Annotated in this window: 8 protein-coding genes; 1 reads left to right on the forward strand and 7 read right to left on the reverse strand. The window is 71.9% G+C overall.

Annotated elements, in window-relative coordinates; genetic code table 11:
• Positions 1-88 precede the first annotated feature (88 nt).
• Positions 89-1,420, forward strand: coding sequence for a class I SAM-dependent RNA methyltransferase (locus IF02_RS0106760; RefSeq protein WP_030154371.1), 1,332 nt, complete (start codon positions 89-91; stop codon positions 1,418-1,420).
• Between the two features lie 129 nt (positions 1,421-1,549).
• Here the strand turns inward: IF02_RS0106760 and IF02_RS0106770 are convergent, their stop codons facing one another.
• The 7 genes from IF02_RS0106770 to IF02_RS0106800 form a co-directional block, all read right to left on the reverse strand.
• Positions 1,550-5,449: a caspase, EACC1-associated type gene (locus IF02_RS0106770; protein WP_030154373.1), complete on the reverse strand. Its 3,900-nt coding sequence runs from the start codon at positions 5,447-5,449 to the stop codon at positions 1,550-1,552.
• Positions 5,446-5,856 (reverse strand): effector-associated constant component EACC1, encoded by a 411-nt coding sequence (locus tag IF02_RS0106775; protein WP_030154375.1) that lies wholly within the window; start codon positions 5,854-5,856, stop codon positions 5,446-5,448. The genes IF02_RS0106770 and IF02_RS0106775 overlap by 4 nt, the downstream gene beginning before the upstream one ends.
• 160 nt (positions 5,857-6,016) lie before the next feature.
• Positions 6,017-7,906, reverse strand: coding sequence for a DUF2075 domain-containing protein (locus IF02_RS0106780; RefSeq protein WP_037835697.1), 1,890 nt, complete (start codon positions 7,904-7,906; stop codon positions 6,017-6,019).
• A gap of 234 nt (positions 7,907-8,140) precedes the next feature.
• Positions 8,141-12,835 carry a NaeI family type II restriction endonuclease gene (locus IF02_RS33015; protein ID WP_051695906.1) on the reverse strand — a complete coding sequence of 1,565 codons (4,695 nt, stop codon included), beginning with the start codon at positions 12,833-12,835 and terminating at the stop codon, positions 8,141-8,143.
• Positions 12,828-13,757, reverse strand: a complete 930-nt coding sequence (locus IF02_RS0106790) for an AAA family ATPase (protein ID WP_030154381.1) — start codon at positions 13,755-13,757, stop codon at positions 12,828-12,830. The genes IF02_RS33015 and IF02_RS0106790 overlap by 8 nt, the downstream gene beginning before the upstream one ends.
• Positions 13,754-15,844, reverse strand: coding sequence for a caspase family protein (locus IF02_RS0106795; RefSeq protein ID WP_030154383.1), 2,091 nt, complete (start codon positions 15,842-15,844; stop codon positions 13,754-13,756). The genes IF02_RS0106790 and IF02_RS0106795 overlap by 4 nt, the downstream gene beginning before the upstream one ends.
• Entirely contained in the window at positions 15,841-16,785 is a 945-nt protein-coding gene (locus IF02_RS0106800) for a hypothetical protein (RefSeq protein ID WP_030154385.1), read from the reverse strand. Before IF02_RS0106800 ends, IF02_RS0106795 begins: the two co-directional genes overlap by 4 nt.
• Positions 16,786-16,862 lie beyond the last annotated feature (77 nt).

Genomic DNA, 16,862 nt, shown 5'->3' on the forward strand with positions numbered 1-16,862 from the left:
AGGTGTGGCGAACGGCCGGACGAGATCCACGTAAACTGGTGGGTCGGTCGTCCGGCCGTTCCCATTTATGTTTTGGAGTCTCCCCAACATGACCGAGCAGAACGAGAAGCAGTCCTTGGTCGGGGAGGAGTACGAGGTCGAGGTCGGTCCCGTCGCGCACGGCGGCCACTGCATCGCCCGCACCGCCGACGGCCGTGTCCTCTTCGTCCGCCACACCCTCCCGGGGGAGAAAGTGATCGCCAAGGTCACCGAGGGCGAGTCGGACTCCCGCTTCCTGCGCGCCGACGCGATCACCGTCCTCGACGCCTCCAAGGACCGGGTCGAGGCCCCGTGCCCGTACGCCGGCCCCGGCAAGTGCGGCGGCTGCGACTGGCAGCACGCCAAGCCGGGCGCCCAGCGCCGGCTCAAGGGCGAGGTCGTCGCCGAGCAGCTGCTGCGGCTCGCCGGGCTCACCCCGGAGGAGGCCGGCTGGGACGGCACGGTCATGCCGGCCGAGGGCGACAAGCTGCCGGCCGGGGAGGTCCCGCAGTGGCGCACCCGCGTCCAGTACGCGATCGACGAGGACGGGCGCGCGGGCCTGCGCAAGCACCGCTCGCACGACATCGAGCCGGTCGACCACTGCATGATCGCGGCGCCGGGCGTCAGCGAGCTGGGCATCGAGAAGCAGGACTGGCCCCAGATGGCCACCGTCGAGGCGATCGCCGCGACCGGCTCCCAGGACCGCCAGGTCGTGCTGACCCCGCGCCCGGGCGGCCGCCTCCCGCTCGTGGAGCTGGACAAGCCGGTCTCGGTGCTCCGCGTCGAGGAGAAGGACGGCGGGGTCCACCGGGTCCACGGCCGCCCCTTCGTACGGGAGCGCGCGGACGGCCGTACGTACCGCGTCGGCATGGGCGGCTTCTGGCAGGTCCACCCGCAGGCCGCCGACACCCTGATCAAGGCCGTCATGCAGGGCCTGATGCCGCGCAAGGGCGAGATGGCCCTCGACCTCTACTGCGGCGTCGGCATCTTCGCCGGCGCCCTCGCCGAACGCCTGGGCGAGACGGGCGCGGTGCTCGGCATCGAGTCGACGAAGCGCGCGGTCGAGGACGCCCGGCACAACCTGGCGGACTTCCCCCGGGTCCGCATCGAGCAGGGCAAGGTCGAGACGGTCCTCCCGAAGACCGGCATCACCGAGTGCGACCTGGTCGTCCTGGACCCGCCGCGCGCGGGCGCGGGCAAGCAGACGGTCCGCCACGTAGCGGGCCTCTCCGCCCGCCGCATCGCGTACGTGGCCTGCGACCCGGCAGCCCTGGCCCGCGACTTGGCCTACTTCAAGGAAGCCGGCTACAAGCCCCGCACCCTCCGAGCCTTCGACCTCTTCCCGATGACCCACCACGTGGAGTGCGTCGCCATCCTTGAGCCCATCCGCGAAGACGCCTGACCCGCGTGCCAGGGCAGTGCCGCTGAGTGCTGTCCGAGTCGACGAAGTCGTGAGCGCTTGCTGCCATGGGTGCGGTGCACCCATGGCAGCGCGGGCCGGGCGGCCGCGAGCGCCGCGTTCGCCCGGTTCTCAATGAGTGGTTTCCATGTCGAACAGTGGATTCAGCGCACTGTCTCCGGCGAGGATCCGCCAGGCCGGAACCCGGATCGTGTGCTCGACCGGACCGGCCTTCGCGCCGCGGCCGCCGGACGGCAGGCCCACCAGCAGATCGCCGCGCGCGTGGGTGAGGCGCAGGTGCCGTGCGGGGTCCTGGCCGTGCTGCGGGCCGGTGTCGATCAGTACCGCCGTGTTCGCACCGTCCACCGTGAACAGCAGGTCCACGGAGTGCCCGCCGACCGGCGCCGACCGTTCCAGATCGGTGACCCCCCGTGCGGCGAGGTGTTGCTGGATCCGGTCCCCGAGTTCCTCGCGGAACCTGGACGCCGTTGTCACTGGCGCTGTCACCGGGCTGACGTCAGGGTCCGCGGCTGCGCGCGCGACCGCGCTCAACCGGGAGGACCGCTCGGCGAGCAGGGCGGGGAGTCCCGCCTGCCCCTGCCAGAAGCCGTGGCTGCCCACGGTGACCAGCTGCGATTTCGCCCGGGTGATCGCCACGTTCCACAGATTGACCTGACTCGCCACCCAGTGCGCCGTCCGCGGCGGGGTGTTCCCCGTCGCCACCGGGCTGAGCACCATGACGTCCCGCTGGCCGCCCTGGAAGGCGTGCACCGTGCCCACCCGTACGCGGTCGTCGTCCGCCCAGATGCGGGCCAGTGCGTCCTTCTGGGCCCTGAACGGTGTCACCACCCCGACGGTGGCCTGCTCGGGCAGCCGGGCGAGCAGTTCGTCCACCGTGGTCCGTACCGCTCGGGCCTCGGCCGTGTTGCGCCAGGACTGCCCGTCGGCGCCCCGCGCGGACTCGCCGTCCGGTACGTCCACCCAGCCCAGGACCGGGGCCGGATCGGCGCACCCGACCGGATCGAGCGCCGGCACCTGCTTGCGGACGTCGGTGAGCACCTGCAACTGGCCCGCGTAGCAATAGCCGTTGACCACGTCCGCGATCTCGGGGTGGCACCGGTAGTGCTCGTCCAGCAGCAGCGCCGCCTCACCGTGCTGCGCTGCGGCGTGATACGAGGAGTAGACGTGGTAGGCGAGCCGGTGGTCCTCCAGGAGCGCTGCGCTCAGACCGGAGCGGACCCGTGCCTGCCGCTCCTGCTCGGGGGAGATGCCCGGGATGTGGCCGAGCTGCATCGGGTCGCCGATGATCAGCGCACGCTTCGCGCGGAACAGCAGCGGCAGGATCGCCGGGATCGAGCACTGGCTCGCCTCGTCGATCACCACGAGGTCGAAGAGCTTCGGGGCCAGCTCGAGTTGGCGCACCGAATGGGTACTGATGGCCCACCCCTTGATGTGGGTCATCAGATTCCGCTGGCTCTTCTGGAAGCCGGAGCGCTGGCGCAGGGCCTGCAGCCGCTGGTTCATCAGCGAGCGCCCCCGGGACATGGCCTCGGCGGCCACGGCCCGGGACAGCTCGCCCGAAGCTTCCGCCAGGCGGGCCGCGCTTTCCAGCCGCGCCCGTTTCAGTTGTTCCTCGTCCCGGGCGAGATGTTCGGGTACGAGATCCCGCAGGGTGCGTTCCACGTCTGCGGCTTCGGCCAGCGAGTCGAGCAGCTCGGGCAGGGCGGGCCGCTCGGAGGCCCAGACCGGCCACGGGTACGCCGGGTCGGCGGCTTGAGAGGCGACGAGCGCGGACAGGGCCCGCCCCCTGCGCCACCGGCCGAGCGAGAACCAACCCGCCGAGGCGGCCTTCCGCGCCCGCTCCTGCCAACGGGTGAGCGGCAAGGACCCGTCGCCCGCCCAAGCCCGTTCCAGTAGTTCCACAGGCATTCCAAGGCTGCCGGCCCGCTCGGCGCGCTCGCGGAGCAGCTCCAGCAACCGGGATTCCGCACTGATCAGGCCGGCTGCTTCCGCCCGCCTTGAGGCTGCCTCCGCGTGGCGGTTGCGCAGTTCTCCCGCCACGGTCGCCGCGCCGCGCCGCGGTGTCTCACCCGGCTCGGCAAGCAGCCTTTCCAGCTTCGTCGCCTCGCGCTCCAGGGCCGCGGCATTCCCCGTCCGCATGAGCAGCCCCGGCGAGATGTCATCGCACCGTCCGGCGACGACATCGACCGCCTCGTTGTTGGTGGAGGCGACGAGTACGGACTGTCCGGCAGCGACGGCGGTGGTGACGACCGCGGTGACGACCTCGCTCTTTCCGGTACCGGGCGGCCCGGTGGCGACGGTGAGGTGGCGTGACATCGCCGACCTGATCACCAGCTCCTGACTCTCGTTGCAGGGTCCGGGCGCGACCACGGTGTCGGGCGCGTCGAGAACGGCGCCCGGATCCCCTCCCGTCAGGAGCGCGTCCAGCGCGGTACCGGCGATCTGTCCCGTACGGGCCGACATCTGGAGCAGGTTGTCCACCAGGGCTTGCGTGGCGATGCGCTCCACACCCGTGGGCGCCAGGAGTACGGCGGCGTTGTGGGCTCCGGGACGCAGGGACTGCATCACGGATTGCTCGCTCAGCGCGGACAGGTCGAGGGGCTCCAGCTCCGGGAGCCCCAACTCGGTGAGCAACTCCCTGATGGCTCGCACCATCTGGCTCTCGTTGCCCTCCTGCCAGGTCGGCTGCCAGCGGGCCAGCAGATCGGCGGCCTCGTCGTCGCCCAGCAGTTCCGTGATCACGCCGGCGTGCAGGGAGGGCACTCCGCTCGGGCGGAGCAGGTCCCGGCCGTCTTCGTCCGGAGCGAGTTCCATCGACTGGATCAGCAGTGGCGCGAGCCGCACCGAGGCTCGTCGTCGGCCGTCTCCGCCGCGTTCGGGCAGGGTGACGGCGGGATATCCGTACCAGTACTCCTGCAGCGCATCGGCATTCGCTTGCGCGCCGCCGCTGCGGGGCTTGGGCAGCTGTGCGGGGGCGGGGAAGGAGGCCCCGAGTCCGGACTGGATCGTCTCGGGGCCCCGTCCCAGGAGGAAGTAGGCCGAGTCGCGCCCCTTGTCCCGGTCGGGCAGTGTTCCCGACGCTGCCTGCGCGGTCAGGCAGTGCACGTAATAGCGCAGCAGCCGCTGCCACTCCACGCCGTCGCGAGCGTCCCGCGCGGCCAGTTCCCGTGCCTTGACGAGTGCGGGGGAGCGCTGTGCGGCCTCGACGGCGTCGTGGGGCGGGGGCTGGAGCTGGACGGTTCGGGCCACGGAGCGTGCGAAGGGCAGACTGTGTGTCGCGCGGATCGTCGATTTGGTCGGTCGCTGTTCCTCGGGGACGCCATTGCGCACCATTTGCGAGGTCAGGTACTCGAAGAGGTCATCCGGTGTGATCCAGCCGCCGTTCTCCTTGACCCGGCCCGTGCGCAGGCCTTCCACGATCTCCCCGGTGAACCGGGAGGTGCCGAGGGACGATCCGACCGGGGCCATGGCGGAGGCCGCCTGGAGTGCGTCGGAGGCGGTGATGAAGTAGACGCCGGTCGGCCGCAGCAGGGTGCTGGGCGAAGGCCGGACTTCCGCCTCCGTCGAACCCTTGGCCGTCCACCCCTGGACGACGGAGCCGCTGGAGCAGCAGTCCAGCAGCACGACCTTTGACGAGGCGCGGCAGGACTGGAGCATGCGCTCCAGGAACTCCGCGGAGACGGCCGTGCCCGGCAGGTCGTCCGGGTCGGCGTCGCGGGTGAGGAAGTACAGCTGGTTGTCGGCCTCGCAGAACTCCCCGTGTCCACTGAAGTACAGCAGGGCCGTCTCGCTGGGCTGGCGCTCCTCAAGGAACGCCTCGATCGCGTGCAGCATCTCGGCGCGGGTGGGCTCCGTGACCATGGCGCAGTCGTTGTACATGCCGATCTCGGTGCTCTCCAGGACTGCTTGCATGTAGTGCAGGTCGGCCCGGACCGGCGGCAGATCGTGGTAGCGGTCGCTGTCGTACGTGGATACGCCGATGAGGATGGCGTACCGGTCGTTCTCGCTCATTCGGCGCCCGGCCCGCCCTCATCGCCGTCGGCGGCGGCCCGGGTGTCCCCGTCGAGGAACCGTGCGATCTGCTCGTCGTCGGCGCGTGCCTCCTTGCCGGAGATGCGCAGGGTGGCCCCGTCCGGGCGGGTGACGACAATGGTCCGCTGCGGCACGCGGGCCAGCCAGACCTGCACCAACGCGGTCACCAGGGAGCCTCCGCTGAACACCAGCCCGATGAGGTCCGTGACCGGGCCGCCCTTGTCGCCCTCGCGGACGGTCCGCTGACCGGGGACGTCGAGGGCGGCCGAGGGGTCGGCGTCACCGATCGCGGTGAGGAGCTCGCGTGTCTCGCGGCGAGCCCGCAGCGGGTCCTCGTCGACGATGGAGATGCGGTAGCCGGGCGAACCCGCGTGGCTGGTGTTCATGCTGACTGTCCCCCTGTTTTCCTCGTGCGGCGCGCACGAACCCGTGAGGATATACAGGGGAATGGATGCCTATGGCACTGTCTTCCGGAACCGGCTGGTTCATTGGCGCAAACATGCCGATCCATGTCGCGCCGACGATGCCCTCCCGCTGGTCCGGGCCCTATTCGGCGGTCGAGACCTCGGCAACGGGCGGGATCAATGAGCGGAGTTTCCCGCGGGTTTCCGGGTCGGTTGAGTAGATGATCGTGCCGATCATGCCCCGCGTCAGCAGCACCTTGTAGGTGTTGCGGACCAGGCGGTCGACGTCCTCGTCCGGGGTGGCCTTGGTGAAGGAGGGGTCCTTGGACGCCGTACGGTCCACGACCCAGCGGTCGGTCCGCCAGACGAGGTCCGGACCCATGATCACGCCGGACCAGTCGTACTCGAAGCCCTGCGCGGTGTAGACGCACCCGACCTGTTCGAAGCCCGCGGGGTCGGTGGCCCACAGCGGCGCCGGTGGCGCGCCGAGCAGGGAACGGTCCCCGGACAGGTTCCACGGCTTCGCCCAGTCGCCGATGACCACATCGGCGGGCAGCTCCGTCATGCTCGGAGTGATCTTCGTCGTCCACTTCCAGCAGTAGCCGGCAGACAGCCGAGCCTCGTAGTCCAGGGCACGCCGTGCGGCCAGGAACTCCTCCAGCTCCTGCGGGCTGTCCGCCGCCAGCAGTTGCACCTTCCCGTCGGGTTCCCATGCGGCGGGCCCGTCGCCCTCCAGCCCCAACAGACCGGTCACCCAGCGCAGGTACGCGTCGCTGCCGCCGCACCGGAACTGGCTGTCCAGCTCGACCACCGTGCACTCCAGCCCCTGCTCGGCCGCCGCCTCCCGGATCTCCTCCACGGTCCCCATCTCACCCGGGCGCACCACCTGGTGCTGGTCCAGGAGAAACACCGGAACCCGTGCAGCGTCCATCAGCTCCGCCACCTGGGGGCGGCCGGAGCGCAGGGCGGCCTTGGTGTAGCGGTTCGCGGAGGTCTTGCGGAGGCGGTGCGCCTCGTCGCAGACGAGCACGTCCAGGTCGTTGGGCTCGGCCTCCATGAAGCTGTTGAAGTAGCGGAAGAGCTTCTGGACCTCGGGCTTGCGGGCTCCCGCGACCCTGCGCATCGTCTTGGTGAACGACGCCGATCCGGTGGCGTGCAGGGCGGGCACCCCGCGCCGATAGAGGTCGCCCAGCAGGGACAGCGCGATCACGCTCTTGCCGGAGCCCGGACCACCGGCCACCACGACCACCTGCTTGTGGTTGGACCTCCGCGCCTTTCGAACCGCGGACATCACCGTCTCGTACGCGAGCCGCTGCTCACCCAGCAGCACGAACTGCTCCCGGTTGCGCACCTCTTCGGCGGCGACGGCCATCAGCTGCCTGGACGGCCTGACCTTGCCCTGGAGCAGGGCGTCGGCCGCTTCGGCGCCGGGCTTCGGTGCGAGCATCGAGCGGAGGTAGTCGAGGAAGGCGCCGCGCTGCTCACCGGTGAACATCCGGCCTCGACGGTCTTCCGTCACGTCCCGCAGCCCTGCCACCCCGAACTCGGTCGCGTTGTGCAGGTACGCCACTCCGGCGATGGACTCCGGTGCCTGCTCCAATGCCCCGTTGAACGACACCAGATAGTCGCAGTAGCCCCGCACCTGCTCGATCGGGTTCAGGACGGGCCCCGGGTACGCGTCGATGCGGCACCGCAGCGGGTCGCCGTCCTCCGGGTAGGCACTGCTCCACTGCTTGAGCTCGACCACCACGTACGACGGTCCTCCGGTGCCCGGATGCACCCCCGCCAGTATCACGTCCGCGCGTTTGCTGGTCAGAGGCAGCCCGTACTCCAGCAGCATCTCCACCTCGCCGAGGCCGGCTTCGACCAGCGCATTGGTGAGCGCGGGGATGCTGCGCTCCCAGGAGCGCACCTCCGACGGATGGGGCCGGTGGCGGTGCTTGTGCAGGAAGTTCTCGCTCAGGAGCTCGGCCAGCCGTCCTTCGAGGTGGGTGCGGGTGGCCAACGACGCCGCGGACTCACGGAACAGCAAGAAAATGCCCCCAGGCAGCACGAAGTAGCTCGTGCGGGTGGGGGCATGTCCTTCGGTTCCACGGAAGTGGAGCGGAAGCCCGGCGGGCCGCTGAGATGGTCGTAGCAATCCTAGAACAGGACGTGGATCATGTCCCCGGAGCTGGGCGGCAGCTTCATGCGTGAGGACCGGTGACGGTCCCCATCCGCGACGACGCATGAGCCGTCGCCGGCCCGGCTGTGGTGGAGCCGGACGTCAGGTGGGGGTGGGGGGGACGCGGACGCTCATCCATTCGTTGAGGGCCGGGGCGGAGTAGCCGTCGGGGGGCAGGTCGCGGGGGCCGAGGACGGCGATGCCCTCGGGTTCCAGGAGGCGGCGGGCTTCTCGGGCGCGGCGGTGGCCGCTCGGGCCGGCGACCATGGTGAGAGTCGTGACCGTGATCCGCTTGCCGATCGCCCTGCGGAAGAGTTCGTTGACGCGCCTCTGCGGGCCCCGCGGGGTGAGGACCGCCGCACGGGCGTCGGGGTCGAGATGGAGCAGGACGTTTTCGGGCAGTGGCATGTCCTGATGGAGCCACCGCACCCGGTCCATCGCGGTTCTCCGGAGCGCTCGGTTGCCGTCACGGTTGCCCGCAGGCCTGAGGACGAGGTCGGGATCGATGCGCAACAGGCCGGCGCCCCAGCGTGAATGGAGGTCGTCCGCGTGGATGAGGAGGCAGATGTGGCCGTACGTTTCGGGCGGGATCGCCCAGACGCCACGACGCCCGGAGAAGCGTAGGTCGAATTCTGTGCCTCGGTGTCGCAGGTCCATCCGGACCCCACGCTCAAGGGCCAACGCCGAGGTGATGGCCTGCTCGACCTTGACTCCGATCACGGACCGTTCCGCGCGTGAGAGCTCCCGGACGTCGAAGCGGCCCGTACGGGTTCCGTCGAGGACGAAGTCGAAGGCGTCGCGCAGGGCGTACGCCAGCACGCTGCCGTCGGGATCCGCAGCAAGAAGGGACGAGTGCAGCGCCTCCAACTCCTCGTCCGGCGCTGCGTCCGTGACCGGCGCCTGCGGCTGACGTGCCGTTTCCGGGTAGTGCAGCCAGGCGTCCAGGGATTCGTCGGCGAGTCGGACCTTGGCGAAGGCTCCGCCCGATTGCTCCGACAGGAGCATGGCCGCATCGGAGACGGTCAGCAGGTTCAGCAGGCCCAGCTCCGACGCGGTGCGGTTCAGTTCGGAGGAGCGCAGGATAAGACGGGCCGTCCGGATGCCGGTTCCTGTGAAGTCCTCATGGACCACGCCGGTGTGGACCACCATGCTGAACACGGGGACCGCCGGAGCGGGGAGACCCGCCAGGAGCGCCTCGACGAGGCGCCCAACCGGCACCCGGCGTGCCACTGCCACCGTCAGGGTGCTGTCCGTGATGTGCATGCGGTACTCGGACTCCAGCGCCCCGGCCCTCCGTACGGCCGTGAGCAGGCGGCCGTACAGCGAGCCGTCCCCCAGGTCCCCGTCGGCCATGATGACGGTCGCGTGTTCCGAGGCCCGCTCCGCCCGGGCCTGGACGGCCGGGGCCGGGGCCGGGGTCGGCAGGTCGGGCGCGTGCTCCAGCGTGTTCTGCAGGGTGCGGGCGGCCACGGCCAGCGACTCCTCGTCGCCAAGGGTACGGAGGAGCTTCAGTTCCCGATCGAGGTAGCGCAGGGCTGCAGCCCTCTGCCCGGCGCCGGCCAGCAGCTCGGCGAGGCGGTGCAGGGCCTTCGTCTCATTGAACGGGTCGCCGTTCTCGTGGGCGAGGTCGACCGCTTTCGCCAGCAGTGACTCGGCTACCGTCGGCTTGCCCTGGCCGAGGGCCGCGTCGGCCTGCAACCGGGCGATCAGGCACCGCAGTTCCGTCGGTGGCGCCTTCAACTGAGTCAGAGTGGCGGTGGCCCGCGAGAAGTGGTGCGAGGCCAGCTGGCTGTGGGCCAGCGCGACCCCTGCCCAGCTGTGACTCGCCTCGTCCGAGGCGGCGAGCGCAGCCTTGGACAGCCCGTCGGCGGCCCTCGCATATGCCGTCCGGTGGCGCGGCGACGCCGCGAGGTCGCGCAGCAGGACCAACAGGCGGGCCCGGGTGCCCAGGTCGCCGTCCTCGGCTTCGTCGCGCGGTGTGAGCAGGGTCAGCAGGTGCGGGTGCCGGTCCGCGTAGTCGCCCAGAGGGAACTCCGGTGGGCCCTCGTACGGATCGCAGCCGACCTGGCGGGGAAGGGGGTCACCCGGATGCTCATGCGTGCAGGCGCTGACGACGATGCGGCCATGGTGGGAGACCAGCCGCTCCAGCGCCGCACGCCATTCCGCGGCGGGGAGGTCGGACAGCCCCTTGGCCTGAGCGAAACTCCTGATGGCGTCGTGTAGATGGTGAACATCCCCCGGGGAACGCTCCACCAGTCCGGCGGCGACCAGGGCATCGGTGGACCATTGGGCCTCGCGCTCCGTGGTGCCCAGCAGCACGGCGATCTCCGCGAGCGTCAGCCGGGCCCGCGGATGCAGCGCCAGCAGCAGCAGCGCCCGAACCCGATCGGGCGCGAGCCGGTTCAGCCGCGCGGTCAGGACCGACCGCAGGTCCCAGCCGGGCAGCTGCTCCGGCGTGCCGGGAGGCGCTGCCCGCAGTGTGGCGGGTGCGTAGCTGTCGGCGGCGACCCACTTGGCGATCACCTTGACGGCCAGGGGCCAGGCTTCGGCGAGGTGGAAGGGCTCCGTGAGGTGGGCGGCGGGTACGGCGCCGTCCGGCTGCGGTGCGAAGCGGCGCATCAGGGTCTGCACGCTCGCGCTGTCCAGTGGCCCGAGGGAGACGACCGACCGGAAGGGTCCCGCCGCGTCCTTGGCCGTTGCCAGGACGGCGCAGCCGGGACTTGTCGGGTGCAGCCTGGCCGCGGAGTCGGTGGAGGGGTTGTCGAGCACGATGAGGACGCGGCGTCCGGCCAGCGTGGCGCGGTACAGCTCCGCCATGTCCTGCATGCCGCTCGGAATGGTCGTGCTCGGGACGCCGAGCGCCCGGAGGAAGCCGTACAGGGCCGATGAGACGTTCGTCGTGTGCAGGTCGGCGAAGAGCACACCGTCTTCGAATTGTTCCTTCACCCGGTGCGCCACGTGCAGCATCAGGCTGGTGGCGCCCGCACCCTGCACGCCTTGAGGCGCGGTGATGCATACGGTCGGGACACCAGGGCCGGTCACGAGGCGGATGGCCCGGGCGACCTCGTTCTGCCGGCCCACGAAGAACGGCTCCGACTGCGGCGGAAGCTGATCGGGCACCGGCCATCGGCTGGGCTGGGCGGACGTCGCCTCCGGGGCGGCCAGCCCGAGCAGTTGAAGCGTCCGCAGTGACGCCTGCGCGAACGGCCGCAGTTCCGCGGGAAGGTCCGGCGCGTCCGGGGAGTCCTGTCCGGGCTCCGACGTACGGGCGGCCACTGCGGGCATTCCGCCCTGCCCGCCGACCTGTGCGCAGATGTACCCGCTCACGGCGCGGTCCAGCCGCATCACATCGCGCTCCGCGAGGTGCTGCCTCAGCAGGCCCTGCACCTGCGGCGGCACGACGAGTTCCACGGCGCCGCCGGCCTGCGTCTCCAGGGTGAACACGCTGCCCGTCAGCAGCTCGGCGAGGTCGGCGGTCGTCGCCTCCGGTACGAGTTCCTGGCGGATCAGGTGCAGCAGCGTCAGGCTCAGCCGGTCGTAGGCCGAGGCCAGCACCGCCAGCCGGGCGGCCGCGGGCGCGGCCGTGCGGAGGAACCCCTCCGTACGTGCTTCCAGGCTCCGGGACGCCGGCGGACGCGGCTGATCGGCGCTCCCGACCCGGCCGGCGGGCGGGACCAGTACGGCGCCACAGCCGTCCGGCGCGGCGCGCATCACCGTCCGCGACCAGCGGTCCAGGGAGTGCGGCGACAGCGACAGGACCGGGATCGGCAGCCAGTAGCCCTGTCCCGCGTCCTCGGCCGGTGGCAGCAGAGGCGGCCGGTCGAAGACGAGCTGAGCGTTGTGCGCGCCGGGAACGGCCGGTGCGACCCGGACCGTCGGCAGGTCGAGGCCGGTCCTGCGCCACATGGCGGCCGGCAGCGGGTTGAGCAGCGCGACCGGTGTCGTCAGGGACCAGTCCCGCACCTGCTGCCACACCTGGGGCCTGCGCCATGCCCCGGCCGTGCAGTCCGATACGACTACCACCAGACGGCGCCCGTCCGGTGAGCGGAGCCGGCCGGGCGGGGTCGGTCGGCCCTGACCGTCGCGCAGTGCCGCGCCCGCCGGGCCGTCGAAGGTCAGGTCCCGGATCTGGAGCGTACGGAACGCGCCCAGCCGGTCCAGTACACCGGCGAAGGCGCCGACAGTGTCCTTCCACACCTGCATCGAGGGCGACCGGTCCACGACGAGGACCAGGTCGAACCAACGCTCCGGCGCGGCCCTGAACGCCGGGATCAGCTCGCCGCTCCTCGCGTACCCGTCCACCGTGGCCTCGACGTCCAGCTCGTGGCGCCGGCCGGGCCGCCACTGCCGCTTCCAGGGACGCAGCGCCCGCGTCACGTCGAGCGCGAGCGGAAGCCGTGCGCCGCGCGGGGCGGTCAGCGCATCGCCGCGCACCCGGCTGCCCGACCCGGGCAGCCGCTCGTGCAGTGCCCGCTCGCCGTCGGGCCCCTCGTGCCCCGCATGTCCCTCGCGCCCCTCGGTCCCGGACTGCGGTCGTGCCTCGGCCCGCTCTGTCCAGGGCGGGTCGGCGGGGACGGAACCACTCTCCCCGGAGCGCTCCGGCTCCCGGTCGGCCGCACGGTCCGTCGCGGCCGCGGTCGCCGCCGCGTCCATGCGGGCCGCCAGCCACAACGCCTCCGCGAGGGCCGTGGCGTCCAGCGCGGGAGCCGCGGCGCGCAGGGCGGCGACGGCCCGCGCCAGCGCAGCCGTGCCGATCGCGCCGGCCGGCGCCGCCCCGGAGGAAGCAGACTCAGGCACGAGACAGCTCGCGCAGGATCAGCCGCATGACTTCCTGCTCGTCCGCCCCGCCCGGCGCGCCCGCCCCGGTGAGCACGTGCACCGCATTGAGGAGCTGGTCCACGGCCAGGCTCTCGTTCGCGGCGAGCCGCTCCACGAACCCCGCGATCAGCGCGTCCACCGAGCCGGACCGGTCCTCGTCGATCTCCAGGTGGGCCTCGACCACTTGGCGCAGCGACGCGGCCGTGGGCATCGGCATGGTGTAGCGCACGCAGCGGCGCAGGAAGGCGCCGGGGAAGTCCCGTTCGCCGTTGCTCGTCATCACGATGAACGGGAAGCTGTCGCACTGCACCCGGCCCTTGGCCACGGGGTGCCGGGCGTCGCCGCCCCACTCGCGTACCTCCACGACGTCCTCCCGGTACCGTGCGAGCTCGGGGATCTCGAACTCGCCGCGCTCCAGTACGTCGAGCAGGTCGCTCGGCAGATCGAGGTCGCTCTTGTCGATCTCGTCGATGAGCAGCGCCCGCGGGAGCCGCGTCGGCAACAGGGCCGTCCCCAGCGGGCCCAGCCGCAGGAACGGGGCGATGTCGTCGCTGCCGTCCGCCCCTTCGAGGCGCTGCGCGTGGATGCGGCCCAACGCGTCATAGCGGTAGAGGGCATCGGTGAGCGTGCTGCGGGAAGTGATGTGCCAGCGCAGCACGTCGCCCAGTTTCAGTTCGGCCGCCACCTGTTCGATCACCGTCGACTTCCCGGATCCCGCGGTGCCGGTCACCAGCAGCGGCCGCCGCAGTGCCAGGGCGGCATTGACCGCGCTGACCAGACCCGCGGGCGGCTGGAACTGCCGGTGCAGGGGCTGCCGGGGAAACCTCCGCCAGGGCGGCGGCGTGCCGAGGTCCACGTCCCGCGGCCTGCCGTCGCCGACGTAGAAGGGCTGCCAGGTCATACGGTGTTCTCCCCATCAGTCGTACACGCTTCGAACCAGTCGCAGAAGTCCAGCCATTCCGTGTCGTGCCACACGGACCGCAAGCGCGCGAGGTGCGCCCGGCCGTCCGCCGCGCCGCTCTGCCCCGGCCGGACCTTCCAACTGTCCCGGTAGGCGGCGCTGAACTCCCCGGGCAGCCGGTTCCAGTAGCGGTCCACACTCGTGCGGGAGTCCGGCGGCAGGTCTTCCGCGCCCTCGGGCCACAGCACGATCGGCGCGTAGGCCAGCAGGGAGGGCATCACCTGGTCGAGGTGCTCGGGCCGGTGACCCAGGGCGACGGCCCGCCCGTAGGCGCCTTTCCGCAGCCGCTCGTTCAGCTCCGCCGGCCGGCAGGTGTCGTCCTGGTCGAGCCAGTCCACGGGGGCTCGGCAGCCGGGCTCCGCCGCCATCGTCGCGAGCTGCATGCGGGCGTGTTCGTTGATCCAGCTCAAGTGGTCGGGCGGGCACAGCCGCTCGCTCCAGCGCAGTACGACGTCGTACCCCACCCCCAGCAGCACCTGAGGGCCGGCCTCCTCGGGCCGCCACCGGGTCAGGAGCGCGGTGGGCGCCGCGATCTCCACGCGCCGCAGTGCCGCCCCGACCCGCCTGGCCTCGGTCGACGCCCACTTCAGCACGCCCATCAGCTGGGCTTCGACTCCCGCCCGACTCGGGGCGCAGGCGAATTCCCGGTGTGCGACCTGCTCGCCGCGGTCCAACAGCCAGGCGACCAGCGTCTCCGGCCAGTCGTCGGCGAGCGCCGCGTGCAGACTGACGACCAGCCGCAGCCGGGAGGAACCGGCCTGCTGTTCCAGCGCGGCGAACGCGTCATTGAGCTCGACGACCGCGTTGCCCGCCCCGGCCCACGCCGCCAGATCGGGGCAGTCCGGTTTGAGGCCGTCCTCTTCGGCGAGCGCGGCCACGAACGCGGCGATCGGCGCCGTACGGCTGCCACCCGCCCGGGGCGCCCGCAGCCTGAGCAACTCCACGCAGTCGCGCAGGAGATCGCTGCCGTCGGTATCGGGCAGGGAGCCCGCCGCGGCGGCAGCCGGCCATGCGGACCAGGCCGCCCGCCGGATCCGCTCGGAGGTCAGCGGGGCGCCCGGCCACGAACGCAGCAGACGGATCGTGTGGCACGCGTCGATCAGGCCGTCGACGGTGCGCAGTGCGCACGTCACCTCGACCTCGGATCCCGCACCGCCGGACCGCGGGCCGCGCAGGGCCTCCCGCAGCTTCTCCAGGTCGGCGGCGCAGTGGACCGGTCCCGGCAGCGCCTCCGCATCGAACGGCTCCAGTGCCCAGGCCAGTTCCTCCTCACCGGCGGGCCCCAGCACCGGCCCGCCGTCCCGGGCGTGCCGGACGTTGCGCGCGACCCACCGCAGCCGGCCGAAGGGGTCGCCGTCCATCTGCACCAGCCGGGCGCCCGTGTCCGCGGACTCGTTGACGGCGTCGCGCAGGGTTTCCGCCGACAAGAACTCGCCTGCCCCAGGAACGCCCGCTTCCAGCACGTGCAGCAGCCCGCGTGTGAAATCCAGCCCGTACGTCGTCTCGGTGGGCCCCACCGCCATCAGCAGCGTCAGCCGTGTCGCGCCCTCGCGGATCCCCGCGCCCAGGTCGGCGATGTTCGGTACGGCTGCTCCGGCGTGGCAGGTGTCCACCAGGGCGATGACCTCCTGGACCCCCCGGGTGTCCAGCACCTGCGACAGCAGGTCGCCCACGTTCACGACCGTGGTCGGCTCGTCCTGCCGGGAGTCGCCGGCCATCAGGAACAGCTTCGGCACCTCGCCGGGGAGCGTGCCGTGCCCGACGAAGGCCAGGACCAGCACGGCGCCGGCCTCACCGGCCCGGCGGGCCGCGCCGCGCACGGCGTCCTCGATCTGGGTCTGCCTGATCGACGGCCCGGACAGCAGCGTCGCCACGCCCGGCGGCGGCTGCGCGCATCCGCCCGTCCAGCGGTCCAGCAGCGTGCTGTGGAGGGAGCGCGCCACATCCTCCAGGCCCGGCAGCATCCCGAGGTCCGGGCACTGGGGAGCGATCACCAGGAGGTGCCGCGGCGGGAGCTGGGCGGTCATCGGGCGGCGGCTGCCACAAGCGCCTCGGCGACGGGGCCGGCCACACCGGGCTGCGAGAGGTACTTGACCGCAGGGTGCGCCCACGCACCGTCCGAGTCGATGCGCCTGCTGACCGGCCCCACCGCTGCGGCGTTCGGGGCGATCCACTTCTCCAACTCCGGCTGCCCCGCGATGAAGTCGTCGCGGTCCCAGAAGTTCAACCAGCCGCCGACGGTCGCGGGCGCCCGCAGCGGCTGCGGCCGCATGCGGGGCCGCACCGCCGTGCGCATCCCGATGGGCGAGCCCAGGGTGACGAACAGCGGCACCGGGCCGGTGTGGTCGTGGAGCGTCTCGAACGTGACCACGGTGCCCAGCGAATGAGCGATGACAATGGTGGGACCCGCGGCGTCGAGCTGTTCGGCGACCCGGTCGCGGATCCGCCGGTCTATGCCGATCCCGGCTCCGTCCGCATCCCGGCGGGCCAGGTAGCGCCTGACCTGCCCGAGGTGGTGGACCATGACGGCGGAGCTGATCCAGCCGCCCGCCCTGCTCAGGCCGGGCAGGGCAAGGAGGGTGTTCGCCGCGTTGAGCACCCGGCGCAGGACGTTGCCGAGTCCTTGCTGCTCGCCCTCGGGGGCGAGCTGTGCCCGGGCACGGCGCAGCACCCGTGCCTCCTGCCCGTCCGCGGTGACCGCCAGTCGCTGCTCGACCGCGTCGAGCAGCAGTTCTCCCACCAGCTCCGCCTCGGCTTCGTCCGCGCTGCGGCCCGCCCTGCCCCGGGCCCGGCCGTCCGTGAACAGGTCGCCGTAGTAGGCGAATCGCACGTCGGCGAGGGACCCGTCCAGCAGCCCCGGGACGATGCGGGAATGGCCGGCTGCTCGCGCTCCGTCGGCCAGCGCGCGCAGCAGTATCTCCCGCTCGGCCGCGGGGTCGCGAGGACCGCCGATTCCGTGCACGAACACCAGGCGCGGCCCCATCGATCCCCCGGAAGTCCCCGAATGCCTCGCCCGGACGAGCAGCCGGGCAGGGCCGACAATAT

It is taken from the genome of Streptomyces sp. NRRL S-244 (assembly GCF_000717915.1).
In the GTDB taxonomy this organism is placed as follows: Bacteria; Actinomycetota; Actinomycetes; order Streptomycetales; family Streptomycetaceae; genus Streptomyces.